Annotated in this window: 12 protein-coding genes; 6 read left to right on the plus strand and 6 right to left on the minus strand. The window is 72.0% G+C overall.

The genetic code is table 11. The annotated features are described in order from the left end of the window. The first annotated feature begins 77 nt into the window (after positions 1-77). A complete protein-coding gene (locus tag B9S64_RS03800; protein WP_103488744.1) occupies positions 78-2,408 on the plus strand; it encodes a chitinase C-terminal domain-containing protein in 2,331 nt (776 codons plus the stop codon). A gap of 138 nt (positions 2,409-2,546) precedes the next feature. On the opposite strand, the gene B9S64_RS03805 is transcribed toward B9S64_RS03800, so the two are convergent. Further along, positions 2,547-3,749: an ROK family transcriptional regulator gene (locus tag B9S64_RS03805; protein WP_109491960.1), complete on the minus strand. Its 1,203-nt coding sequence runs from the start codon at positions 3,747-3,749 to the stop codon at positions 2,547-2,549. A gap of 141 nt (positions 3,750-3,890) precedes the next feature. Between B9S64_RS03805 and B9S64_RS03810 the strand changes: the two genes are divergently transcribed. The 4 genes from B9S64_RS03810 (at position 3,891) to B9S64_RS03825 (ending at position 8,659) form a co-directional block, all read left to right on the plus strand. Beyond that, positions 3,891-5,120, plus strand: a complete 1,230-nt coding sequence (locus B9S64_RS03810) for an MFS transporter (RefSeq protein WP_103489769.1) — start codon at positions 3,891-3,893, stop codon at positions 5,118-5,120. Between the two features lie 154 nt (positions 5,121-5,274). Continuing rightward, positions 5,275-6,690 (plus strand): uracil-xanthine permease family protein, encoded by a 1,416-nt coding sequence (locus B9S64_RS03815; RefSeq protein WP_103489768.1) that lies wholly within the window; start codon positions 5,275-5,277, stop codon positions 6,688-6,690. A 141-nt stretch (positions 6,691-6,831) separates the two neighbouring features. Further along, a complete protein-coding gene (locus B9S64_RS03820; RefSeq protein ID WP_181012186.1) occupies positions 6,832-7,896 on the plus strand; it encodes a pentapeptide repeat-containing protein in 1,065 nt (354 codons plus the stop codon). A 52-nt stretch (positions 7,897-7,948) separates the two neighbouring features. Then, positions 7,949-8,659, plus strand: a complete 711-nt coding sequence (locus B9S64_RS03825; RefSeq protein WP_181012185.1) for a DUF5995 family protein — start codon at positions 7,949-7,951, stop codon at positions 8,657-8,659. An 88-nt stretch (positions 8,660-8,747) separates the two neighbouring features. On the opposite strand, the gene B9S64_RS03830 is transcribed toward B9S64_RS03825, so the two are convergent. The 5 genes from B9S64_RS03830 to B9S64_RS03855 form a co-directional block, all read right to left on the minus strand. Continuing rightward, on the minus strand, positions 8,748-10,454 hold the full coding sequence (locus B9S64_RS03830) for an NAD(P)/FAD-dependent oxidoreductase (RefSeq protein WP_103489766.1): 1,707 nt from the start codon (positions 10,452-10,454) through the stop codon (positions 8,748-8,750). Between the two features lie 52 nt (positions 10,455-10,506). Beyond that, positions 10,507-11,304, minus strand: a complete 798-nt coding sequence (locus tag B9S64_RS03835; protein ID WP_103489765.1) for a carbon-nitrogen hydrolase family protein — start codon at positions 11,302-11,304, stop codon at positions 10,507-10,509. Between the two features lie 264 nt (positions 11,305-11,568). Further along, entirely contained in the window at positions 11,569-12,024 is a 456-nt protein-coding gene (locus B9S64_RS03845) for an Lrp/AsnC family transcriptional regulator (protein WP_103489763.1), read from the minus strand. Between the two features lie 102 nt (positions 12,025-12,126). Beyond that, positions 12,127-13,587 carry an aldehyde dehydrogenase family protein gene (locus tag B9S64_RS03850; RefSeq protein ID WP_103489762.1) on the minus strand — a complete coding sequence of 487 codons (1,461 nt, stop codon included), beginning with the start codon at positions 13,585-13,587 and terminating at the stop codon, positions 12,127-12,129. A 198-nt stretch (positions 13,588-13,785) separates the two neighbouring features. After that, positions 13,786-15,252 carry a GuaB1 family IMP dehydrogenase-related protein gene (locus B9S64_RS03855; RefSeq protein WP_103489761.1) on the minus strand — a complete coding sequence of 489 codons (1,467 nt, stop codon included), beginning with the start codon at positions 15,250-15,252 and terminating at the stop codon, positions 13,786-13,788. A 296-nt stretch (positions 15,253-15,548) separates the two neighbouring features. Between B9S64_RS03855 and B9S64_RS03860 the strand changes: the two genes are divergently transcribed. Further along, positions 15,549-16,607, plus strand: a complete 1,059-nt coding sequence (locus B9S64_RS03860) for a terpene cyclase (RefSeq protein WP_103489760.1) — start codon at positions 15,549-15,551, stop codon at positions 16,605-16,607. The last annotated feature ends 59 nt before the right edge of the window (positions 16,608-16,666 follow it).

The raw sequence follows: 16,666 nt of genomic DNA on the forward strand, positions 1-16,666 counted from the left end.
GTGCACACACCCGGATCCCCTTGCAACTCCCTCCCCCGCCAGTTGTGTTCAGCCGACCTCCCCAGGAGGAACAACACATGCTGTCCCCCACCCGCGCGAGAGCCACCCTGCTCGCGGCCGGCGCGGCCGCCGCCGGTCTGCTGCTGGGCTCGCTGACCGCCGCCCCGTCGGCCGCCGCCGCCGACCAGGAGTCCTGTCGCCCCGACGGGCTCTACCGGACCCCGGGCGTCGACGTCCCCTACTGCTCCGTCTACGACAGCGAAGGCCGCGAAAAGATGGGCGCCGACCACCAGCGGCGTGTCATCGGGTACTTCACCAACTGGCGTACCGGCAAGGACGGCAAGGACACCTACCTCGCCTCGGACATCCCCTGGGACAAGGTCACCCATCTGAATTACGCCTTCGCGCACGTCGACGGTGACAACAAGCTCTCCGTGGGCGCCGACGGCCCCGAGAACGCCTCGACCGGGATGACCTGGCCGGGCGTGGCGGGCGCCGAGATGGACCCCGCCCTCCCCTACCAGGGCCATTTCAACCTGCTCAACAAGTTCAAGAAGCAGCACCCGAACGTGAAGACCCTGGTCTCGGTGGGCGGTTGGGCCGAGACGGGCGGCTACTTCGACGACAACGGCGACCGGGTGGACTCCGGCGGCTTCTACACGATGGCCACCAACGCCGACGGCTCGGTCAACCAGCGCGGCATCGACACCTTCGCCGACTCCACGGTCGCCTTCCTCAAGAAGTACGGCTTCGACGGCGTGGACATCGACTACGAGTACCCGACGACGATGAAGGACGCGGGCAACCCGCTCGACCACACCCTGGCCAACGCCCGCCGGGCCGGTCTCGTCAAGGGCTACAGCGCCCTGATGAAGACGCTGCGCGAGAAGCTCGACCGGGCCTCCGCCGAGGACGGCACCCACCGCCTGCTGACCGTCGCGGCGCCCTCCTCCGGCTATCTGCTGCGCGGCATGGAGACCTTCCAGGTCCAGAAGTACCTGGACTACGTCAACATCATGTCGTACGACCTGCACGGCGCCTGGAACGAGTACGTCGGCCCCAACGCCTCGCTCTTCGACGACGGCAAGGACGCCGAACTGGCGCAGGCCGGCGTCTACTCCACCTCCCAGTACGGCGGCACCGGCTACCTCAACACCGACTGGGCCTACCACTACTTCCGGGGCTCCATGCCGGCCGGCCGGATCAACATCGGGCTGCCGTACTACTCCCGCGGCTTCAAGAACGTGCAAGGCGGCACGAACGGGCTGTGGGGCAAGGCCGCCACCACCGACTGCCCGGCGGGCGCGGGCCTGACCGCGTGCGGTGACGGCGCCGTCGGCATCGACAACCTCTGGCACGACCTGGACGACAACGGCAAGGAGTCCCCGGCGGGCTCCAACCCCATGTGGCACGCGAAGAACCTGGAGAAGGGCGTCGTCGGCGACTACGTCACCCAGTACGGCTTCCCGGCCGACACCACCCTGACCGGCACCTATGTCCGCAACTACGACTCGACGCTGGTCGCGCCCTGGCTGTGGAACGCCCAGAAGAAGGTCTTCCTGTCGACCGAGGACGAGCAGTCGGTGGCCGCGAAGGCGGACTACGTCGTCGACCGGGGCATCGGCGGCACGATGATCTGGGAGCTGGCGGGCGACTACGACTGGAACGCGGCCAAGGGCCAGTACGAGCAGGGCTCCACGCTGACCTCCGCGATGTACGAGAAGTTCAGGTCGGCCACCCCGTACGGCGCGACCCGCTCCACGATCGACCTGCCGTCCGAGGCCCTCGACATCGACGTGGCGTTCGAGCAGTTCCCGCTGGGTGACTCGAACTACCCGATCGGCCCGAAGCTGAAGATCACGAACAACACGACGGCGACCCTGCCGGGCGGCACGGAGTTCCAGTTCGACTACGCCACGTCCGCCCCGGCCAACGCCAAGGACCAGTCGGGCTTCGGTACGAAGATCGTGCGCAGCGACCACACCGCCGCGAACAACATCGGCGGGCTGAAGGGCGACTACAACCGCGTCTCGCTGAAGCTGCCCGCCTGGCAGACGCTGGCGCCGGGCGCCTCCGTCCAGCTGGACTTCGTCTACTACCTGCCGACGTCCACCCCGTCCAACTGGACGGTGACCTTCGACGGGTCCACCTACGCCCTGGCCGGGGACCTCGCGCGCGGCACCACCCTGGTCCAGCCGGGCACCGGCACCGGCCCCTCGCCCGGCACGGAGCCGGGCGGCAGCGGCGGTGACTGCGCGGCGGACGCCTGGAGCGCCACGGCGGAGTACGGGACGGGCACGACGGTGAGCCACGGTTCCCACACGTGGAAGGCGAAGTGGTGGACGAAGGGCGAGACGCCCGGTTCCACCGGTGAGTGGGGCGTCTGGGAGGACCTCGGGACCTGCTGACCCCCTCGCGAATCCCCGGGGCCCGGGGTGGGCCGGCACACCGCCGCCCACCCCGGGCTCCTCGCCGTCCGGACCGGTCCGCGCGAGCGCACCGCCCGGACCGGTCCACGGGGGCGCGGGCGCGTTCCGGGGCCTGGATCAGGCGCCGTCCCCCGGGGCGAACAGCGCGTCCTGGGCGGCCTCCCGGGCGGCCAGGACCGCGCCGCGCAAGACCGCGCCGCCGCCCAGGGCGCCGGCCCGTACCTCGGTGGGCAACGGGGACATCAGGGCGAGCCGTTCCTCGACCCGGGCGGCCAGCACGGCGCCGCCGGCCCGGCCGACCTCGCCGGCCAGGACCACACAGCCCGGGTCGAGCACGGCGACGACGGACGCGGCGCCCAGCGCGATACGGCCGGCCAGGTCCGACAGGAACGCCTCGCCCCGGGGACCCCGGTCGGCCAGCGCGGCCCGGACCGCGGACGCGGCGCCCGGCTCCCGCGCCTGGCCCGTACCGGCCGGGTCGCGCGCCTCGATGCCGTGGGCGGCGGCCAGGTCGAGTACGGCGGCCGAGCCCGCCAGTGAGTGGAACCCGCCCTCGCAGTCGGCGGCCGAGGGCACCCTCGTCGTGCCGGGGACCGGCAGGAAGCCGATCTCCCCCGCCCCGCCCGAGGCGCCGCGCCGCAGGGCGCCGTCCAGCATGACGGCGGCACCGATGCCGTGGCCGAGCCAGAGCAGGGCGAAGGTGTCGCGGTCGAGGGCGGCCCCGGTGCGGTGCTCCGCCACGGCGGCCAGATTGGTCTCGTTCTCCACGACCACGGTCGCCGGCAGCCGCCGCTGGAGCTCCTTGACCAGGCCCCGGTGCCAGGACGGGAGTCCGGCGGTGTCCCGGAGTTCCCCCGAGGCGGGGTCGATCAGGCCCGGGGCGCCGATGGCGACGCTGTGCAGCGGGGCGGGACCGGCCGAGCGGGCGGTCCGTTCGACGGCCGCGACGGCCTGCTGGACGGCGGGCCGGTCGGGGGTGTCGCCGTCGATCGGCAGCGTGGCCTCCGCCAGCGTGGCGCCGAGCAGGTCCGCGATCACCACGGCGACGCTGTCGGTCCGTACGTCCAGAGCCGCCAGATGGGCCCGGTCGGCGGCGATCCCGTAGAGCCGGGCGTTGGGGCCGCGCCGCCGCGAGTCACTCTCCCCCACCACCCGGACCAGGCCCGCTCGCTGGAGCCGCTCCACCAGGTCGGCGACGGTGGGCCGGGACAGTCCGGTCGAGGTCTTCAGCTGGCTGGCCGTCAGCGGGCCGTCCTGCTGGAGCAGTCGCAGGGCGAGCCGGTCGTTGATGGCCCGTGCGGTGCTCGGGGATGCGGGCATGCCGGGATCCTTCCAGATCACTGCCCGCCCTGATGCTGCGGGCTATTTATCAGGCAGGGTTCCTGATAGTTTACTGCCCGCACCGCACGCAGGCGCCGGACACCCCGACGCACGACACACGCTCAGGGGAGGGCACGGCGCATGACGACGGTTCCCACGGTCACGGTCTTCGGCACGGAGCAGATCAGACGGGCGCGGTACGCGGTCGCGGCGGTCTTCACCGTGCACGGGGCGGTGACCGGCAGCTTCGCCACCCGGGTGCCCTGGATCCAGGACCACACCTCGGTCAGCGCCGGACAGCTGGGCCTGGCCCTGGCCTTCCCGGCGATCGGCGCCTCGCTGGCCATGCCGCTGGCGGGCCGGGTCAGCCACCGTTTCGGCTCCCGCACCGCGCTGCGCGGGCTGCTGGCCCTGTGGACGCTGTCGCTGATCCTGCCGGCCCTCTCGCCGAACCTGCCGACGCTCTGCGCCGCGCTCTTCGTCTACGGGGCGTCCGCCGGGATGTCGGACGTGGCGATGAACGCCCTGGGCGTCGACGTGGAGGACCGCCTCGGCAAGTCGATCATGTCCGGGCTGCACGGCATGTGGAGCGTGGGGGCGCTGCTGGGCTCGGTGGGAGGCACGGTCGCCGCGCACCTGGACACCGACGCGCGGCTGCACCACACCGTGGTCGCGCTGGTCCTGACGGCCCTCGGCCTGGCCGCCTGCCGGGGCGTCCTGGACCTGCGCAGCCGGCCGGACGAGGAGCCCCCGCCGCGCTTCACCCTGCCGCCGAAGTCCGCGCTGGTCATCGGCGCGGTCGGGTTCTGCGCGGTGTTCGCCGAGGGCGCCAGCATGGACTGGTCCGCGGTCTACCTCAGGGACGTCATGGGCGGCTCCGCCGGGCTCGCCGCCGCCTCGACCACGGCGTTCGCGCTGACGATGGCCATCGCCCGGATCGCGGGCGACCGGGTGGTCGACCGCTTCGGCGCCGTACGGACCGTCCGGGGCAGCGGCGTCCTGGCCACCGCCGGAGGTCTGCTGGTGGTCCTCGCGCCGAACACCGCCCTGGCGCTGTGCGGCTTCGGGCTGCTCGGGCTGGGCGTCGCGGTCGTCGTCCCGCTGGCGTTCGCCGCGGCGGGGCACAGCGGGGACAACCCGAGCCGGGCCATCGCGGGCGTCGCCACCATCACGTACACCTCCGGGCTCATCGCCCCCTCGGCGATCGGTTCGCTGGCCGAGGCGACCTCGCTGCTGGTGTCGTTCGGCCTGGTGACGGTGCTGGCGTTCGGGCTCGTGGTGGGCGCGGGTGTGCTGCGCGGGGGCGACCGCACGGTGGCCGGGGGCGCGGTGCCCGGCCCCGCGCCGGCCGAGAGCCCCACCGGGAGCTGACCCGCCCGCTCGGAGGCGGAAGCCGCGCGTCCCCCCGGGGAAGCCGTGCGTCCCCCGGGCGCGGCCCGCACGGCGTACCCCATTAACATGGCGCTGATCTTTTCCGCGGGTGCCGCACGGCGGACGCACCGCACACACCACACAGGGAGCGACCATGGGCGGCCTCGGCGTGCGCTGGACCTTGCACGGCGACGGGAAGACCCCCGCGCCCGGGGCGGTGGTGCGGCCCGACGAACGGCTGACCTGGCCCCGTACGTTCGGCCTGGGCGCCCAGCACGTGGTGGCCATGTTCGGCGCGTCCTTCGTGGCGCCCGTCCTGATGGGCCTGGACCCCAACCTCGCCATCATGATGTCCGGTGTCGCCACCGTCATCTTCCTGCTGGCGACGCGCGGCCGGGTGCCGAGCTATCTGGGCTGCTCGCTCTCCTTCGTCGGGGTCGCGGCCACGATCCGGGCGAGCGGCGGCACCAGCGCGACCGTCACCGGCGCGGTGCTGGTGGTGGGCGCGGCGCTGTTCCTCGTGGGACTCCTGGTGCAGCGGTTCGGGGCGCGGATCATCCACGCGGCGATGCCCCCCGTGGTGACGGGCGCCGTCGTCATGCTGATCGGTTTCAACCTGGCACCGGTCACCGCCTCGACGTACTGGCCGCAGGACCAGTGGACCGCGCTGCTGGTGATGCTGTTCACCGGGCTGGCCGTGGTCTGCCTGCGCGGGTTCTTCTCCCGTATCGCGATCTTCCTCGGGCTCGTCTTCGGTTACGTCCTGTCCTGGGTGCTGGACCTGGTGTTCGGGAAGATCCACTCACCGGCCGGCGGCGGGGACGCCGTGGACCACTGGCGCCTGGACCTGTCCGGTGTGGCGCACGCCGACTGGGTCGGGCTGCCCTCCTTCCACGCGCCGGCCTTCGAGTGGTCCGCGATCCTGGTCGCCCTGCCCGTCGTGATCGCCCTCGTCGCCGAGAACGCCGGGCACGTCAAGGCCGTCGGCGAGATGACCGGCGACTCCCTCGACGACAAGCTGGGCACCGCCATCTCCGCCGACGGCGCCGCGTCGATGCTGTCCACGGCCGTGGGCGGGCCGCCCAACACGACGTACTCCGAGAACATCGGGGTAATGGCCGCGACCCGGGTCTACTCCACCGCCGCGTACTGGGCGGCGGCCTGCTTCGCTCTGCTCTTCGGGCTCTGCCCCAAGTTCGGCGCCGTCGTCGCGGCGATCCCCGGCGGGGTGCTCGGCGGCATCACCGTCATCCTCTACGGCATGATCGGCCTGCTGGGCGCCCAGATCTGGCTGAACGCCAAGGTGGACCTGCGTAACCCGCTCAACCTCGTCCCGGCCGCGGCGGGCATCATCATCGGGGTCGGCGGGGTCAGCCTGAAGATCAGCGACAACTTCGAGATCGGCGGGATCGCGCTGGGCACCCTCGTGGTGATCACCGGCTACCACACGCTGCGGGCCTTCGCCCCGGCCCACCTCAAGACCCAGGAACCGCTCCTGGACTCCGGCACCTCGGCGTACGACGAGAAGGAGGCCGCCGACCGGAAGCCGGGAAGCGGCGGACAGGGCTGACGGAACCCTTCGGTACACCACCGACGCCACTCCGGCTCGGCGCACCACCGACGCCACTCCTCCTCCGCGAACCTCAGATTCCGCTCTGGTCTTCGCGGGACGGGGCTCGGGCCGGGCCCCGGCGCGGACATGATGCCCGGCATGAACCCCTCGCTGAAGCGGGCCGTGTCCGTCGCCGCTCTCACCCTGGCCGTCGTCGGGTACGCCCTTCTCCTCTGGCGCGGCCCCTGGTGGATCGACGGTGACCACCTGCGCACGCACGACCTCCAGCCCGCGGACGGCGTGGTGATCACCGGTGTCCGTACGGCCCTCGTCGCCCTCGGGGCCGGCGGCCTCGGCGCGGCCGGGCTGTACTACACCCACCAGACGTTGCGGCAGACCCGGAAACGGGACGCCGAGCAGGCCGAGGCGACCGCCGAGGGCCAGATCAACGACCGGTACGTCGAGGCCGTCAAGCTGCTGGCCCACGAGGACAGCCTGACGCAGCGCCTCGGCGGCATCTACGCGCTCGAACGCAACATGCACGACTCGCGGCGCGACCATCCGACCGTCATCGCGATCCTCTCCGCGTTCGTCCGGGGCGCCGCCACCGTGCCCCCGGACGACGCGGAGTTCACGGGCGACCCGGGCCTGTGGGTACGGCACAGGCTGCGCCAGGACGTCCAGGCCGCCCTGGACGTCATCGCACGGCGTCCGGCCCTGTCTCCCCCGGTCCGGCCGGACCTGTGCGCCGTCGACCTCAGGGCGGCACGCCTCGACGGGGTGTGCCTGACGACGGCCGACCTCGTGGACGCGGACCTCACCGGTGCCGATCTCACCGGCGCCGACCTGTCGGGCGCCGATCTCTCGGGGGCGGACCTGAGCGGCGCGTGGCTCCACGGGGCGAATCTGGCGGGCGCGGACCTCAGCGGCACGAGCATGGACGGGGCGGCTCTGCACGGGGCCCGACTGGACCACGCGGTCGTCAACGGCACGAGTTTCGCGGACACCCGTCTGCACGGCGCGTCACTGGTGGGCGTGGACCTGTCCAACGCCGACCTGCTCCGTACGGACTTCACCGGCGCGGATCTCACGGGCGCCGTCCTGGGCGAGGGTCTCGCGGATCTCGGGCTCGTCGGCCTGGACCCGGGCCGGTCCTCCGGCGCCGCCGCGGTCCGGGCCGTGCCCGCCCCTCCTCCGGCGCCCGGTGTTCGCCCGATCCGATGAATGTCCCGGCCGGTCGGCGTCGGGACGGGCCGCGTGCTGGGACGCTGCCCGCATGAACCGGATCCAGCAGTTCGCCCCGCCCGCCGTCGCGGGCGGCACGGTGGCCGAGGTCGGCATGGTGATCGACCGCATGCGCGCCTACGGCTCCCAGTGGCCGCCGGGGGACGGCGTCGCGGTGTTCAACCAGGTGTATCTCACGGTGACCGAGGCCGTCGGCGGGCGGATCGCGGACGGCTCCTTCGGGGAGCCGGACGCCCTCGCGACGCTGGACGCGCGTTTCGCCGAGCACTATCTGCGGGCGGTGGACACGGAGACCGCGGGCGGCCGGCCGCCGGACTGCTGGCGCCCGCTCTTCGCCTACCGGCGCCATCCCGGCGTACGCCCGCTGCAGTTCGCGCTGGCCGGGATCAACGCCCACATCGGCCACGACCTGGCGCTGGCCGTGGTGGACACCTGCCGGGCGCTCGACTGCGCCCCGGAGGACCTGGAGGACGAGTTCGAGCGGGTGGGGGATCTCCTGGTGATGCTGGAGGAGGAGATCCGCGAGGAGCTGATGCCGGGGCCCGATCTGCTGGAGCTCGCGGACCCGTTGACCCATCTGGCGGGCGTCTGGAGCCTGGAACGGGCCCGGGAGGCGGCCTGGGCCGCCTCCCGGGTGCTCTGGCGGCTGCGCGCGGTGCCGCCGCTGGCCGAGGAGTTCCGGGCGCGGATGGACGCGGGGGTCGGCCTGGTGGGGCGCTTCCTGCTCACCCCGTGCCGCTGATACGTTTCACCGCCGCGCGCGCCGCCGTCGCGCTCCCCCGCGCGCCGGTCCTCGTATCCGCCGTCGCGCTCCCCCGCGCGCGCCGCCCTCAGTCCTCCGGCAGCTCGACCGGGGCGATCTCGTCGAAGACGTCCCCGGGGCCGGGGTTCGACGGGTCCGTGCTCCCGCCGAACTGGTGCATCACACCCCACACGGCGTTGAGCGCGGTCTGCACCGCGCCCTCCGCCCAGCCCGCGGTCCACGAGATGTCGTCGCCGGCCAGGAACAGTCCGCGCTTGTCGGCGGGCAGCCGGTCCTGCATGAAGTGCGTGAACAGCCGCCGCTGGTAGCGGTAGTGGCCCGGCAGGTTGGCCTTGAACGCGCCCATGAAGTACGGCTCGTTCTCCCAGGACACCGTGACCGGATTGCCGATGACGTGCGAGCGGATGTCCACCCCCGGATAGATCTCCCCCAGCGACTTCAGCATGACCTCCATGCGCTCGTTCGGCGAGAGCGGCAGCCACTTCAGGCTGTCGTCGCACCAGGTGTACGAGAGACAGATGACGGCGGGCCGGTCCGGGCCGTCGTCCAGGAGGTAGGTGCCCCGGGTCATCCGGTCGGTGAGCGTCATGGACATGGTGTCGCGGCCGGTCGGAACACCCTGGGCATCGACGGCCCCGTCCAGCCAGAACGGCCGGTCGACGGGCACGAACAGCTTGGAGGACTCCATGTAGTGGGTGCGCTCCACCGCCGTCCAGTGGTCGATCGGGAAGAGCGCGTCGTCGCAGGCGATCTTGGAGAGCAGCAGCCAGGACTGCCCGGTGAAGACCACGGCGCGGTAGCTGCGGATGTCGCCGCCGGCGTCGGTGACCGTGATCCGGTTCCCGGCGGTGCGGTCGAGGCGGGTCACCGCGGGCCGGGGCGCCCCGCCGTGCAGGGAGGACAGCGACGTGCCGAGCGGCCAGTGCGTGATCTTCGCCGGTTCGCGGTCCCACAGCCGCAGCGGCAGCTGCTGGCTGCCGCCGACGATCCCGCGGTGGTGGTCGTCGGCCTCGGTGTAGACGACCCGCAGGATCTCCAGGATGGAGTTGGGGAAGTCGGTGTCCCAGCCGCCGGTGCCGAAGCCGACCTGGCCGAAGATCTCACGGTGCCGGAAGGACGAGAACGCCTCTGAGTCGCAGAGGAAGCCGTAGAAGGTCTGGTTGTCGAGCTTCTCGACGAGCTTCGCCCAGATCTCCCGGATGCGCGGGACGTCGCGCTCACGCATCGCCCGGTTCATGTCGGAGAAGTCGGCGCCCTCCTCCAGGCAGGCGCTCCAGGCGGCGGCCACGTCGCGGTAGACCTGGGGCAGGTCGTCGATGGTGCGCGCGTAGTGCGACTCGCCCTTGAGGTCCACCACGGTGGAGGGGGTGGCCGGGGACAGCGGGTTGGGGAACGGCCTGGTCTCCAGCCCCACCAGGTCGATGTAGTGCTGGAGCGCGGTCGAGGAGGGCGGGAAGCGCATGGCGCCCATCTCGGCGGTCAGCGAGGGGTCGCAGCCCTCGAAGCCCTCGGTACGCAGCCGGCCGCCGATGCGGTCGGCCTCGTGGACGACCGGTTTCAGGCCCATCTTCATCAGCTCGTAGGCGGTGATGATCCCCGACAGCCCGCCGCCGATGACCGCGACCTCCGCCCCGTGCTCGGTGGCGGGGATCTGGCCGACGCCCGCGGGGTGGGCGAGGAAGTCGTCGTAGGCGTACGGGAAGTCCGGCCCGAACATCGTGATCGGCGGCTGGGCGTCGGTGTGCTGGACGGCGTTGGGCACCGTGGACGTCATGGGGTACGGACTCCTTGGCGTGAAGCGCGTGAGGCGTGGGTTCGGCGGTGGTTCAGAGGAGGGAGCCGTACAGCGCGGGCCTGCGGTCCCGGAGGTACGGGTTGGCCGCGCGTGAGGCGTCGAGGAGGGCGGGGTCCACGTCGCCGACGAGGAGTTCCTCGCCGCGTCCGGCGCGGGCTCGGGCGGTGCCGTCGGGACCGGCCAGACAGCTCAGCCCGGTGAACTCGAACTCGCCTTCCACCCCTGCCCTGTTCACATAGGCGATGTACATCTGGTTCTCGAAGGCGCGGACCGGCACGACCGACTCGGCCACGAACGGGAAGGGATGCATCAGCGCGGTCGGCACCAGCAGCAGCCCGGTCCCGGCGAGCGCGTGCGCCCGGACGTTCTCGGGGAACTCGACGTCGTAGCAGATCAGCAACCCGATCCGGACGCCGTCCAGTTCGGCCTGCACCACCGGACGGTCGCCGGGGGTGAACCACCGCTGTTCGAAGGGGCCGTAGAGGTGGGTCTTGCGGTAGTCCGCGAGCGCCGTCCCGTCCGGGCCGACGAGGCGTGAGGCGTTGAAGACGAGCTCGCCGGAGCGTTCCGGGTAGCCGTAGAGGACGGCCATGCCGTGCCGTGCGCAGATCTCGGAGACGGCCCGCGCCGAAGGGCCGTCGGCGGGTTCGGCCAGCTCGGGAAGGGCGTCGCCCACGGCGTACCCGGTCAGGAACAGTTCGGCGCAGACGAGCAGCCGGGCCCCGGCCGCGGAGGCCCGTCCGGCCGCCTCGTCGAGCAGGGCGAGGTTGTGGTCCACCGCGCCGGGACGTCCGGAGCTCTGGAGCAGGGCGGTACGCAGCGGCGGCATGGCTGACCTCGGACGGTGCGGGCGGGGCAGGGGGACACATCGACGGTACGGGGCCGTGATCGGGCCGGACAAGACGCGGATGTTGCGTGTCCACCGTCGATTCGTTGCGCGCGGAGCCGGAAAAGCGGCGATTCGTTGCACACGGGCGTCTTCGCAGGTCAGACGGTGGTCAGGCGGGCGGCGGCCCGCCCCGGACCACGACCCGGTCGAGCGGGCGGAGAAGCTGCGGGCCGAGGCCGAGGCCGAGCGCGCGGGGCGGCCGCCTCAGGCGGGCGGTCCCTGGGAGTAGCGGCGCAGCAACGGTGACAGGACGAGGACGGACTTGGTCCGTTCGATGTACGGCTCGCCCGCGATCCGTTCAAGTACCTGCTCGAAGTGGCGCATGTCCGCGGCGAAGACCTGGACCACCGCGTCGGCCTCCCCGGTCACGGTGGAGGCGGACGCGACCTCCGGGAAGCGGGCCAGGCCCCGCTTGATCGCCTCGGGGGCGGTGTTGCGGCTGCAGTAGATCTCGATGAAGCCCTCGGTGTGCCAGCCGAGGGCGGCGGGGTCCACCCGGACGGTGAAGCCGGTGATGGCGCCTTCGGCGCGCAGCCGGTCCACCCGGCGTTTCACGGCGGGCGCGGACAGGCCGATACGCGCGCCGATGTCGGCGTAGGAGCGCCGGGCGTCTTCGGCGAGGGCGTGGACGATGCGTTCGTCGAGGTCGTTCAGGCGCACGTCGGGCGGTTCACTTCTCTGCGGACGGACTCGGGGGCGGCGCGGGCCGCCCCCGAAGTAGACCACGGGAGCCCGGACGTGCCGTGGCACGGTCCGGCCAGGTCAGAAGGGGAACTGCGAACGGCCGTGCTGCACCGAGATCCACTTCTGGGTGGTGAAGGCCTCGATGGTGGCCTCGCCGTTGAGGCGGCCCAGGCCCGAGCTCTTCTCGCCGCCGAAGGGGACGAGGGGCTCGTCGTGGACGGTGCCGTCGTTGATGTGGATCATGCCGGTGTGGATGCGCTGCCCCACCCGGACACCGCGTTCGACGCTGCCGGTGTGCACGGCGCCGCTGAGGCCGTAGGGGGTGTCGTTGGCGATCCTGACGGCCTCGTCCTCGCCGTCGAAGGGCACCAGCAGGGCCACGGGGCCGAAGATCTCCTCGTGCAGGACGGGGGAACCGGCCGGGATGCCGGTGAGCACCGAGGGGCTCACCAGGTTGCCGTCGGCCCGGCCGTGCAGCAGGGCGGTGGCGCCCTCCTCCACGGTCCGCTCGACGATCCGGGAGACCGCGTCGGCCTGCGAGGAGTTGATCAGGGGGCCGATGTGGGTGGCCGGATCAGCGGGGTCGCCGACGCGCAGGGAGGCGACCTTGGCGACGAACTTCTCGGTGAACTCCTTCTCGACCGCGCGGTCGACGAGGATGCGGTTGGCGGCCATGCAGACCTGGCCCTGGTGCACGTACCGGCTGAAGACGGCGGCGTCGACGGCGTAGTCGAGGTCCGCGTCGTCCAGGACGATCAGGGCGCTGTTGCCGCCGAGTTCGAGCACGGTGCGCTTGAGCTGGGCCGCGCAGACCGTGGCGACGTGACGCCCGACCTTGTCCGAGCCGGTGAAGGAGATGAGCTGCGGGACGGGGTGCTCCAGCAGGGCGTCCCCGATCTCCGCGATGTCGGTGACCACGACGTTCAGCAGGCCGGCCGGGAGACCGGCCTCCTCGAACACCTTGGCCAGCAGGGTGCCGCCGCAGACCGGGGTGTTCTGGTGGGGCTTGAGGACCACGGCGTTACCGAGCGCGAGGGCGGGCGCCACCGACTTGAGCGACAGCAGGAAGGGGAAGTTGAAGGGGCTGATCACCCCGATGACCCCCACCGGCACCCGGTAGAGGCGGTTCTCCTTGCCCTCGACCGGCGAGGGGAGGATCTGCCCGGCGGGGCGCAGCGCGAGCTGGACGGACTCGCGGAGGAACTCCTTGGCCAGGTGCAGTTCGAATCCGGCCTTCACATGGGTCCCGCCGAGCTCCGCGACGATCGCCTCGGTGATCTCGGCCTCGCGCTCCTCGACGACGCGCAGCGCCTTCTCCATCACGGCCCGGCGCGCGTAGGCGTTGGTCTCGGCCCATTCCGCCTGGGCCCGCTCGGCCGCCCGGTAGGCCTGGTCCACCTCGCCGGTGGTGGCGACGGTGATCGAGGCGAGCTTCTCCCCGTTGTACGGGTTGAAGTCGATGATGTCCCAGGACCCCTTCCCCGGCCTCCACTCGCCGTCGATGTACTGAAGGGCCAGGTCGGTGAAGAAGGAGGACATGAGTTCCCTTACCGCAGAGGAGGGCGGGCAGCTGAATACCCCTCATGTTACTGAGATCGCAGCCGAGTTGAAGATGACATTCGGCCCTGGTGGTGAGGTCCGCGGCCGGTGGACGACGGGCCCGCGCCCCTCCTGGGAACAGGGCCGCGCCCCTCCCGGAGGGCCGTCCGGGAGGGGCGCGGGTGGAGCGGGGCGGGATCAGATCCAGCTGGCGTGCAGCGGCTTGCCCTCCGCGTAGCCGGCCGCGCTCTGCACGCCCACGACCGCCTTCTCGGCGAACTCCTCCAGCGAGCCGGCGCCCGCGTAGGTGCAGGACGAGCGGACCCCGGCGATGATCGAGTCGATCAGGTCCTCCACACCGGGGCGCGCCGGGTCGAGGAACATCCGCGAGGTGGAGATGCCCTCCTCGAACAGGCCCTTGCGGGCGCGGTCGTACGCGGACTCCTCGGACGTGCGGTTGCGGACCGCGCGGGCCGAGGCCATCCCGAAGGACTCCTTGTAGTACCGGCCGTCGGCGGACTGCTGGAGGTCGCCGGGCGACTCGTAGGTACCGGCGAACCAGGACCCGATCATCACGTTGGACGCGCCCGCGGCCAGGGCCATGGCGACATCGCGCGGGTGCCGGATCCCGCCGTCGGCCCAGACGTGCTTGCCGTGCCGGCGCGCCTCGGCGGCGCATTCCAGGACGGCGGAGAACTGCGGCCGGCCCACGCCGGTCATCATGCGGGTGGTGCACATGGCGCCCGGTCCCACACCGACCTTGACGATGTCGGCACCGGCCTCGACGAGGTCGCGCACGCCCTGGGCGGAGACGACGTTGCCCGCGACGACCGGCACCCGGGGACCGAGCGCGCGCACCGCCGCGACCGCGCTGATCATGGATTCCTGGTGGCCGTGGGCGGTGTCCACGACGAGGGTGTCCACGCCCGCGTCGAGGAGCTGGCGGGCCTTGCCGGCGACGTCGCCGTTGATGCCGACGGCGGCGGCGACGCGCAGCCGGCCGGCGGCGTCGGTCGCCGGGGTGTAGAGCGTGGCCCGCAGCGCGGCCTTGCGGGTGAGGATGCCGACGAGCCGCCCGTCCGCGTCGACGGCGGGGGCGAGCTTGCGGTTGGCCCCGTCGAGGGTGTTGAAGGCGTCGCGCGGGTCGATGTCCGCGTCGAGCACCACGAGGTCCTTGGACATGACCTCGGAGAGCTGGGTGAAGCGGTCCACGCCGCTCAGGTCGTGGTCGGTGACGACGCCGACCGGCCGGTGCTCCGCGTCCACGACGATGCCGGCCCCGTGGGCCCGCTTGTGCAGCAGCGACAGGGCGTCGGCGACGGTCTGCCCGGGAGCGAGCACGATCGGGGTGTCGAGCACGAGGTGGCGCTTCTTCACCCAGCCGATGACCTCGGTCACGACCTCGATCGGGATGTCCTGCGGAATGACGACCAGACCGCCGCGCCGGGCCACGGTCTCGGCCATCCGGCGGCCCGCGATCGCGGTCATGTTCGCGACGACCAGCGGGATGGTCGTACCGGTGCCGTCCGGCGAGGAGAGGTCCACGGCCTGCCGGGACCGGACCGCGGAGCGTCCGGGGACCATGAAGACGTCGTCGTACGTGAGGTCGTGGGGGACCGAGGGGGAGGCCGTGTGACGACCGGTGCCGGGCTCAAGAAAACGCATAACACTCATTTTTTCATACGAAACGGTGCAGGTCGTCTCTCCGAAGACACAGCGATGGCCCCCCGCGTTCGTACGTTCCTCCGAGGAGGCGCTCCGGGGGGTCGGGACAGCGGAACCTGCCTTACCCCGGGACCCTACCCGAACAGGATTCAACCAATCGCGATCACTATCCCTGGACCAGGTGACGAGGGGTCAGGTAGCTTCAAAACCGCAGGTCCTGTGGTAGCCGGCACACTGCCCGGGTGTGCCCCCGGAACACCCCCACGCGTTCGACCGGAGAGGATCCAGATCCACCTGTGGAGAGCGAACTGCCTGACATCTACTGCCCGTTCCCCCAGCGGAGCAACCCGCACGTGCCGCACACCCGGGAGCACCTCGACGCGTGGACACGGTCCACCGGCCTGGTGCACCGGGAGTCGGCCAGAGCACGCTTCGAGCAGGCCGACTTCGGCGCGTTCGTCGGCATGGTCTACCCCACGGCGGACAGCGAGCACCTGGATCTGGTCGCCGACTGGTTCGTCTGGCTCTTCCTGGTGGACGACCAGTTGGACGACGGCCATCTCGGCCGCAGCCCCGAACGGGTACGCGACGTGGTGGACCGGATGCGCGCCGTGGTCGAGGGCACCGCCCCCCGCCCGCTGCCCGGCGAGGAGCTGCCCGCCGCCGTCGTCGCCCTGTGCGATCTGTGGGAACGTACGGTGCCGCGGGCCGCTCGGCACTGGCGCACCCGTTTCGGGTGGCACCTCATGACGTATCTGACGACCGCCACCACCTGGGAGGCCGGCAACCGGGCCGACGGCGTGGTGCCGAGCGAGGCGGCGTACATCGCCAAGCGCCGCCACACCGGGGCGATCCACGTGTGCATGGATCTGATCGAGATAGTGACGGGGACGGAGGCGCCCGAGTCCCTGCACAACGATCCCCGGTTCATCACGGCGCTGGAGGCCTCCTGCAACGTCGTGTGCTGGGCGAACGACGTCTACTCCTACGAGAAGGAGCAGGTGCTCGGCGAGATCCACAACCTCGTCCACCTGGTGCGCCACCACCGCGGATACGGGGAGCAGCAAGCGCTCGACCACGTCTGCGCGGAGATAGCCACGGAGACCGAGCGGTTCCTCACCGCCGAGGACGAGCTGATCGATCTCTATCCGCAGCTGACGGACCTGCTCGTGCCCTACCTCGACGGGATGCGGAGCTGGATGCGCGGCAACCTGGACTGGTCACGGCAGACCCCCCGCTACAACCCGGCGGACGTCAGCCAGTACGCGGCGCCCGGGGAGTATCTGGAGGAGACGGTCCTCGGTGTCGCCACCGACCCGGTCGTCCAGGGGGCGGCCGACGGCCACCGGGGCTGAGTCCGTACCCGGCGAAGGCCGGCCACCCCGAGGGGCGGCCGGCCTTCGCCGTGTTCCCG

The sequence above is a fragment of the Streptomyces sp. SM18 genome, from assembly GCF_002910775.2.
Classification (GTDB): domain Bacteria; phylum Actinomycetota; class Actinomycetes; order Streptomycetales; family Streptomycetaceae; genus Streptomyces; species Streptomyces halstedii.

Bases quoted from the DNA above. Each gene is read 5' to 3' on its own strand.
- B9S64_RS03830 (WP_103489766.1), bottom strand. From the start codon at position 10,454: ATGACGTCCACGGTGCCCAACGCCGTCCAGCACACCGACGCCCAGCCG.
- B9S64_RS03855 (WP_103489761.1), bottom strand. From the start codon at position 15,252: ATGCGTTTTCTTGAGCCCGGCACCGGTCGTCACACGGCCTCCCCCTCG.
- B9S64_RS03850 (WP_103489762.1), bottom strand. From the start codon at position 13,587: ATGTCCTCCTTCTTCACCGACCTGGCCCTTCAGTACATCGACGGCGAG.
- B9S64_RS03810 (WP_103489769.1), top strand. From the start codon at position 3,891: ATGACGACGGTTCCCACGGTCACGGTCTTCGGCACGGAGCAGATCAGA.
- B9S64_RS03805 (WP_109491960.1), bottom strand. From the start codon at position 3,749: ATGCCCGCATCCCCGAGCACCGCACGGGCCATCAACGACCGGCTCGCC.
- B9S64_RS03835 (WP_103489765.1), bottom strand. From the start codon at position 11,304: ATGCCGCCGCTGCGTACCGCCCTGCTCCAGAGCTCCGGACGTCCCGGC.
- B9S64_RS03820 (WP_181012186.1), top strand. From the start codon at position 6,832: ATGAACCCCTCGCTGAAGCGGGCCGTGTCCGTCGCCGCTCTCACCCTG.
- B9S64_RS03825 (WP_181012185.1), top strand. From the start codon at position 7,949: ATGAACCGGATCCAGCAGTTCGCCCCGCCCGCCGTCGCGGGCGGCACG.
- B9S64_RS03815 (WP_103489768.1), top strand. From the start codon at position 5,275: ATGGGCGGCCTCGGCGTGCGCTGGACCTTGCACGGCGACGGGAAGACC.
- B9S64_RS03800 (WP_103488744.1), top strand. From the start codon at position 78: ATGCTGTCCCCCACCCGCGCGAGAGCCACCCTGCTCGCGGCCGGCGCG.